The sequence below is a fragment of the Roseburia sp. 1XD42-69 genome (genome assembly GCF_003612565.1).
Taxonomy (GTDB): domain Bacteria; phylum Bacillota; class Clostridia; order Lachnospirales; family Lachnospiraceae; genus Roseburia_B.
In genome coordinates this window covers 1-5643 of the sequence record NZ_RAZG01000124.1, presented here as the reverse complement: position 1 = coordinate 5643, position 5643 = coordinate 1, and the positions used below count along the sequence as shown (strand labels likewise).

The 5643-nt window shown below is 47.3% G+C and carries 9 protein-coding genes; 6 read left to right on the top strand and 3 right to left on the bottom strand.

Annotation, left to right across the window (positions count from 1 at the left end):
* The first annotated feature begins 66 nt into the window (after positions 1–66).
* The 5 genes from D7Y06_RS23680 to D7Y06_RS28125 all read left to right on the top strand — a co-directional run bounded on the left by D7Y06_RS23680 (position 67) and on the right by D7Y06_RS28125 (position 3129).
* A complete protein-coding gene (locus D7Y06_RS23680) occupies positions 67–564 on the top strand; it encodes a hypothetical protein (protein ID WP_120409973.1) in 498 nt (165 codons plus the stop codon).
* Between the two features lie 25 nt (positions 565–589).
* Entirely contained in the window at positions 590–1195 is a 606-nt protein-coding gene (locus D7Y06_RS23675) for a hypothetical protein (RefSeq protein ID WP_120409972.1), read from the top strand.
* A 217-nt stretch (positions 1196–1412) separates the two neighbouring features.
* A complete protein-coding gene (locus D7Y06_RS27775) occupies positions 1413–1538 on the top strand; it encodes a hypothetical protein (RefSeq protein ID WP_256387254.1) in 126 nt (41 codons plus the stop codon).
* Between the two features lie 5 nt (positions 1539–1543).
* A complete protein-coding gene (locus tag D7Y06_RS23665; protein ID WP_120409974.1) occupies positions 1544–2227 on the top strand; it encodes an ABC transporter ATP-binding protein in 684 nt (227 codons plus the stop codon).
* Positions 2224–3129 (top strand): hypothetical protein, encoded by a 906-nt coding sequence (locus D7Y06_RS28125; protein ID WP_330566587.1) that lies wholly within the window; start codon positions 2224–2226, stop codon positions 3127–3129. Before D7Y06_RS23665 ends, D7Y06_RS28125 begins: the two co-directional genes overlap by 4 nt.
* 64 nt (positions 3130–3193) lie before the next feature.
* Here the strand turns inward: D7Y06_RS28125 and D7Y06_RS23655 are convergent, their stop codons facing one another.
* From D7Y06_RS23655 to D7Y06_RS26235, 3 genes are all read right to left on the bottom strand, one after another.
* Positions 3194–3502, bottom strand: a complete 309-nt coding sequence (locus D7Y06_RS23655; protein WP_016293617.1) for a hypothetical protein — start codon at positions 3500–3502, stop codon at positions 3194–3196.
* Between the two features lie 105 nt (positions 3503–3607).
* The gene (locus D7Y06_RS23650) at positions 3608–4159 is read right to left on the bottom strand and encodes a type III toxin-antitoxin system ToxN/AbiQ family toxin (protein WP_016302376.1); all 552 of its coding nucleotides are present in this window, start codon (positions 4157–4159) and stop codon (positions 3608–3610) included.
* Between the two features lie 36 nt (positions 4160–4195).
* Positions 4196–4402, bottom strand: a complete 207-nt coding sequence (locus D7Y06_RS26235) for a hypothetical protein (RefSeq protein ID WP_120409971.1) — start codon at positions 4400–4402, stop codon at positions 4196–4198.
* A 701-nt stretch (positions 4403–5103) separates the two neighbouring features.
* Here D7Y06_RS26235 and D7Y06_RS23640 point away from each other — a divergent pair.
* Positions 5104–5451: a DUF3888 domain-containing protein gene (locus D7Y06_RS23640; RefSeq protein ID WP_158591481.1), complete on the top strand. Its 348-nt coding sequence runs from the start codon at positions 5104–5106 to the stop codon at positions 5449–5451.
* The last annotated feature ends 192 nt before the right edge of the window (positions 5452–5643 follow it).

Below are 5643 nucleotides of genomic sequence, written 5' to 3'. Positions count from 1 at the left end.
CAAGAACAGATATGGTCTGACCGACAGAGGGGCTGCAATAATAAAAATAATGGAGGACATTTGGAGATGAGTGTAAATGGAATAGGGTCAGCGGGATATCCGCTGACAGGATACACGGCAAGGAAGATGGAAAGAAGCGTGGAATCCGGAACGGTGGGATTTATGGAAACGGTGGAAGAAAAGGCGGCGCAGGGCAGAGCAGCCGACCAGGACGAGAAAGCCTTTGAGATGGTCGGTCGGGGTGCCCCGCAGGAAGTGAAGGATGCGTGGATGGATGCGGCGAAAGAAGTAAATGCGAATGGCATGGGAATCCGGGGCAACGGGATGATGAGCCACATATCGCAGATGATGGTGCATCGGCTTAATAAACAGCTTAAGGGTGAAACGGAGAATTTTGACATTCTTGGAAGCACGGTGGAATCTGCAATCCAGGCAGCGAAAGAGGCGCTGTACGATCTGGAGCATCCAAGGGTATATACGCCCAGGAGCATAGAGGTCCAGCAGGCCCGCATCAAAGAAGGGGAATTTTATAGGGCGTTTTTGGAGAGGTTGGAGCAGTTATAATAGATTTACAGAAGGGGGTGAAATAATGCAGGTCAGTTCGTCCAATGTTTCATTGCAGAACAGATATTTTCTAGGAACAGGAAGCATAGGCGGTATCCATCTGCCCGACTTTAATGATAGATATGTTTTCTCCAAAAAGAAAAGCGGCATCAGTGATGAGGAATACCGGAAGCAGATTCGGGAACAGGCATATGAGGATTTTGCAAAAGGGCAGTTCCAAAACAAATCCGAAGGATTTAACAGGCTAATGAAAAGCTACACATCGGAAGTATCCCCGGACAGAAAAGGGATTATCACTTCCGGGCTGAAAGCTGTCTCCGGGAACAGGCAGAATGTGCTTAAGCCCATAGACTTTGTGGCGACGCTGCTGGAAGGGAAAGTGAAATATCAGAAACTGCCATCAGGAAACAGCGATTACATAGAGTTTTACGATAAGAACGGGGAAATGGTGGCGACTTATTCCAATAATGGGTGGACGATGTATACCACCAATGCGGAGGCTTCCAGACAGACGGAAATGTGCATGATCTATAACGAGGCATGGGGAAATGCAAAGAGGGGCATTCCGCTGGCGGGTGAAGAAGCGGTTAATGCGGAGAATCCACAGAATAGCTTTGATGCAAAGGCATAGAAGGAAATGAAGCTACGGCTGGATATCTCCGATAAACCACAATCTGACAAGGCAGGGCAGGTATCCACGGTTTCCAACTGAACAGTAGGTTTTGAAATGGATATAACAGGAATAGCAAAAAGCCATCAAGCGGGAATCCAAAAGCCGGGAAGGGCACCATCCAAATTGTCTGATTCCCTCTGGAAGAAGGTAATAGGATGCGGCGCAGAACGTCTATATGGGAAATAAATTCCTTGCCCTGCGGAAAAGCGAAGTTGCCAAAGTCGCGCCGGACAGGGCTGCACTGATGGGGAAGAACGATATGAAGGAAATACGGAAGATTGATGAACAGTGGAAGGGATGACATTTATGGATATTTTGAGGACTGAGGGCCTGACCAGGCAGTATGGGGTGGGGCAGGCAATAGTGACGGCTTTAGACCATGTAGACCTGCAGGTGGAAAGGGGGCAGTTCGTTGCCATCATCGGGGCGTCCGGCTCTGGCAAGTCAACACTGCTCCATCTGCTGGGAGGCGTTGACCGCCCTGACGGCGGGAAGATATTTGTGGAAGATGTGGACATAGCGACATTTGGGGAGGAACGGCTGGCGCAGTACCGCAGGCGCAAGGTGGGGCTTATCTACCAGTTTTATAACCTTATCCCCACGCTCAGTGTGAAGAAGAACATCTGTCTGCCCATGCTCCTGGATAATAAGGAGCCGAGTAAGGAACGGTTTGATGACATTGTAAGGACATTAGGGCTGGGCGACAGGCTGGAACACCTGCCGGGGCAGCTTTCCGGGGGACAGCAGCAGAGGGCGGCAATCGGACGCGCCTTGATCTACCAGCCCGCGATCCTGCTGGCGGACGAGCCGACAGGGAACCTTGACCGGAAGAATACGGAGGAGATCATTTCCCTGCTGAAACTGTCCAACCGCCAGTATAAACAGACCATCCTGCTGGTCACCCACGATGAGAATGTGGCGCTGGAGGCAGACCGCATCATTAAGATAGAGGATGGGAAGATCATCTCGGATAAGGCGGTGCGGCCATGAACATCATACGGGAATACAGCTTAGACCAGGTGCGTAAAAACCGCCGCACCTCCATTTCCATTATGGTTGCGGTTCTGATTGCTTCCACGTTCTTATGTGCATTGCTTGTTTTTGCGCAGAGTTTCTGGAACCAGATGGTACAGCAGGAGATTTATATTGGCGGGGATTGGGATGCGGAGCTTATGGATGTCCCGGCAGACAGGCTTGGCATGGTGAGGGATAATGCGGGCGTAAAAGCCATGTTTGTGAAAGGGGACAACCAGACCGCATTCCTGCCGGAAGGGACGGCGCTCCCCCGCCTGCTGATACAGAATTGTGACATATGGACCATGAACGATGAGGACGGGGAGCTGCGGCTGACCATCATGGCCACCCTCGCGCAGAACGAATCGAAAAAGACCTCCATGCGGGTGAAGGCGGGGCAGATGGTCTCCTTCCAGAACGGGGTGGTCTACGGCACCGGGAACGTGCTTGGCTATGACAAGGTGGGACCGGAATATGTCATCAATGAGGAACAGGCGGAAACGGTCAGGAGGATATTCGACCTGTACCTTGCGGGCAACGGCTACGGGGACGTGGAGCCCGCCACGGAGGCGGACGTGAGCGGCAAGCTGGAAAACCTGCAAAGGCTCATGGGGCAGTTCTCCATGCCGGAGGACGGGGAATTTTCAGAAGAACAGATGGATAAATATGTATCAGGGGTGAGGGTTTACGAAGACCGCTTCGAGTGGCTCCTAAACTTAAGCCCCGATGCGGGAGGGGGACTGGATGATGCCGGTTCCCCCGTTTATTTCAAGAAGATAACGGTCACGCCGGATGACGAGCGGGCATGGTTCAGGAAACACCCGCAGTGGTCAAAGTCCAACAGGTACGCGGAACTGGAGGTATGGATATTCATTTAAAACGAAAGAGGGACAGGGCGGAAGGGCTGTGGCGCAGCCTTTCCGCCCTGTCACCGATTTGCGGTTACAGTTCTGAGGTCATTTCTTTTGCTTCTGTCGGCAGGCATTTCCCTAAAAACATGGCCTTGCAGTCGGAAAATCCCAACAGGTAGGCGAGCATCCCAAACCGGGAGCCGAGAGCGTTCTGCTCGCTGACGTAGCGGTCAATCAGCAGCCGGATTTCTTTTGATAAATCCATCCTGTCCAGTTCGCCGGAGTATATGTCCGACTTGCGGAGAATCGCCTGGTATTCCCCGTCACTGCTCACGATACCGTTCATGACGCTGTGCATGCGGGTATCCATCAATTGGTACAATGCAGAATCCTTTTCCAATCCAATCCCTCCTTCCGTGGTGTCGTAGCTTACCTCTGTTTTGGCGGGATTGCAAGTGGGAAAATAAAAAAGCCGGAAAACCGCTTGTAGCGTCCGACTTTTTGGCTAATTGTTTTTCTTTTCTATAAATTTATCATGCATCTGTTCAAGCAATGTAAAATCAACCGTGCTTTTCAGATATCCGATGGCAGGATTGTTTTCCTTTTTCTGTTTGTACAGAATTTTTGCATTCTGGACGATTTTGTTTTTGTTTTTACGGATAAAAAGCATTTCCTTATGTATGAGAGCCTTATAAAATAAATCTTGTTCATGCTCCACGTCATATAGGGTTAATTCCGATGCAGGAACAGGAATCATATTGCTCAGTTTCAAAGTTCCCTTTAATTCCAGTTCCCCGGATGAGGATTGGGATGTAATGCGGATGATGGGGACAATGCTTCCGCGGATTTTCTGTACTCCATTTTCCATTCGGTAATCAGAATTTTTAGGCGAGGAAAGGGGGATGTAATAGTTATACCCGTTAATGCTGTATACAATGCCCAGATACTTCCGTGTATGGTTCCGATCATTTTCCTTTGAGGAAAAAACATTTTTTTCAACGGTACTGATATATGAGATGTATTCCTCAGATATTTCATATAGTTTTAGTTCGCTCATTGGTATCTCCTGCAAAGAAAAGGGCGATCATAGCGATCACCCTTTGATTTTAAAGTTTCCCACTGTCTGGCAGGGAATCTCCTGATTAATAAAGTTTTCCACTATCTGGCAGGAACTCTCCTGAATATAAAGTTTTCCACTGTCTGGCAGGAACTCTCCTGACGATGGTTTCCCATCCCTGATATTATTATACGTTTTTGCGGGAAATATGTCAATAAAAATGAAAAATTCCGCTGAAATCATTTTATGCCGGATTCCGCATAAAAGCAAGGGGATTTTGTCGAATCCCGTTTGTCGAATGTCGAATTGGGTGGGGTAAATGGGGTAAAGAGGGGTAAAAGTCATCAAAGTATAACAGCGGCACAGGTGGCAATCTTGAATTGATGCCATAGGAATTTGGGTGCTCGCAGGCGAAAGTATTGAAGAATGGCTTAAAATCAAGGGTTTTAAGGTTTGGTGGGGTTCATCACGGTGGGTGGTGGACCCCTATTTTTGTGTTTTTTAACGCCGCTGATAGGATGGCGATAGGGGCAAAAATCGTACTATCAGGCAAAAGTATACTTTCACGCAAAAGTCAGGGATTTCCGTGATAGTATAAAGCGGAAAGGTAAAAGGGTGTAGGGTATTGTCGGTTTTGGCTGCAAGGCGTATTAGTTTGACGGAAAATGCTGTCGATAAACGGGGGATATGATACAAACACGGAAACTGCCCGGAGTATTCGTGTTTGTATATGAGTTTCCGTGATAATATGGGGTTTTGCGTGTTAGTATGCTGTAGATGTTAATGGAATATTGAAGATAGGTGTGGTGTAGATATAGTAATAAAAAGCATGGAGCCTTATGAAAAAGTATAGGTTTATAACTGCCTGTCTGCTAATTTTACTGGCATTTCTGTTGTTCAATATTTTTAATAGGAATGGGAATTCGACCATAGAGACATTCAATATGGATGCTGCAACAAAGGAAGAAATTACTGATGAACTGGTCATAGCATTATTTATTGAGGACATCACCAATGTGGTTACGAATTTCTATTCAGAATATTATTCGGGAGAAATTGCAGTTTACGATTATGAAATAGCGATTGTGGATATTGAGAAGAAAGAGCCGGGATTTATTTCCGTAAAATTCGGTGTCACCCCACAGGTAGGGGCGCATAATCCTTTAGGATATGACGAACTGGTTTATCGTGTTGATTCAAGCGGAAATAAAGAACTGGTTGGCTATGAACATCTAAAGAACTTTGAAGTGCCGGAGAAGTTTCAAAAGTATATGATAAAGCCTCTTGGGTGAGAATAATTTGTCTGAAAATGCTGTTGAAATATGGAGAATATTATCGAATCCTGTCAGGGTGTCTTAGTTTCCGGCAGATACGGACACGGAAAGCCGAAAAAGCCCGTAAACACGGCACTTTTGGTGTTAGTATATAAGTGTGGACAGAAAAAGTTGAACAACCTATACTATCAAGTGAAAGAGCAAAGGAGA

Coding starts and splice junctions, on each gene's coding strand:
- D7Y06_RS23650 (WP_016302376.1), bottom strand. CDS start 4,159: ATGAGCGAACTAAAACTATATGAAATATCTGAGGAATACATCTCATAT.
- D7Y06_RS23675 (WP_120409972.1), top strand. CDS start 590: ATGCAGGTCAGTTCGTCCAATGTTTCATTGCAGAACAGATATTTTCTA.
- D7Y06_RS23665 (WP_120409974.1), top strand. CDS start 1,544: ATGGATATTTTGAGGACTGAGGGCCTGACCAGGCAGTATGGGGTGGGG.
- D7Y06_RS23640 (WP_158591481.1), top strand. CDS start 5,104: ATGGATGCTGCAACAAAGGAAGAAATTACTGATGAACTGGTCATAGCA.
- D7Y06_RS27775 (WP_256387254.1), top strand. CDS start 1,413: ATGGGAAATAAATTCCTTGCCCTGCGGAAAAGCGAAGTTGCCAAAGTC.
- D7Y06_RS23680 (WP_120409973.1), top strand. CDS start 67: ATGAGTGTAAATGGAATAGGGTCAGCGGGATATCCGCTGACAGGATAC.
- D7Y06_RS28125 (WP_330566587.1), top strand. CDS start 2,224: ATGAACATCATACGGGAATACAGCTTAGACCAGGTGCGTAAAAACCGC.
- D7Y06_RS26235 (WP_120409971.1), bottom strand. CDS start 4,402: ATGATTTCAGCGGAATTTTTCATTTTTATTGACATATTTCCCGCAAAA.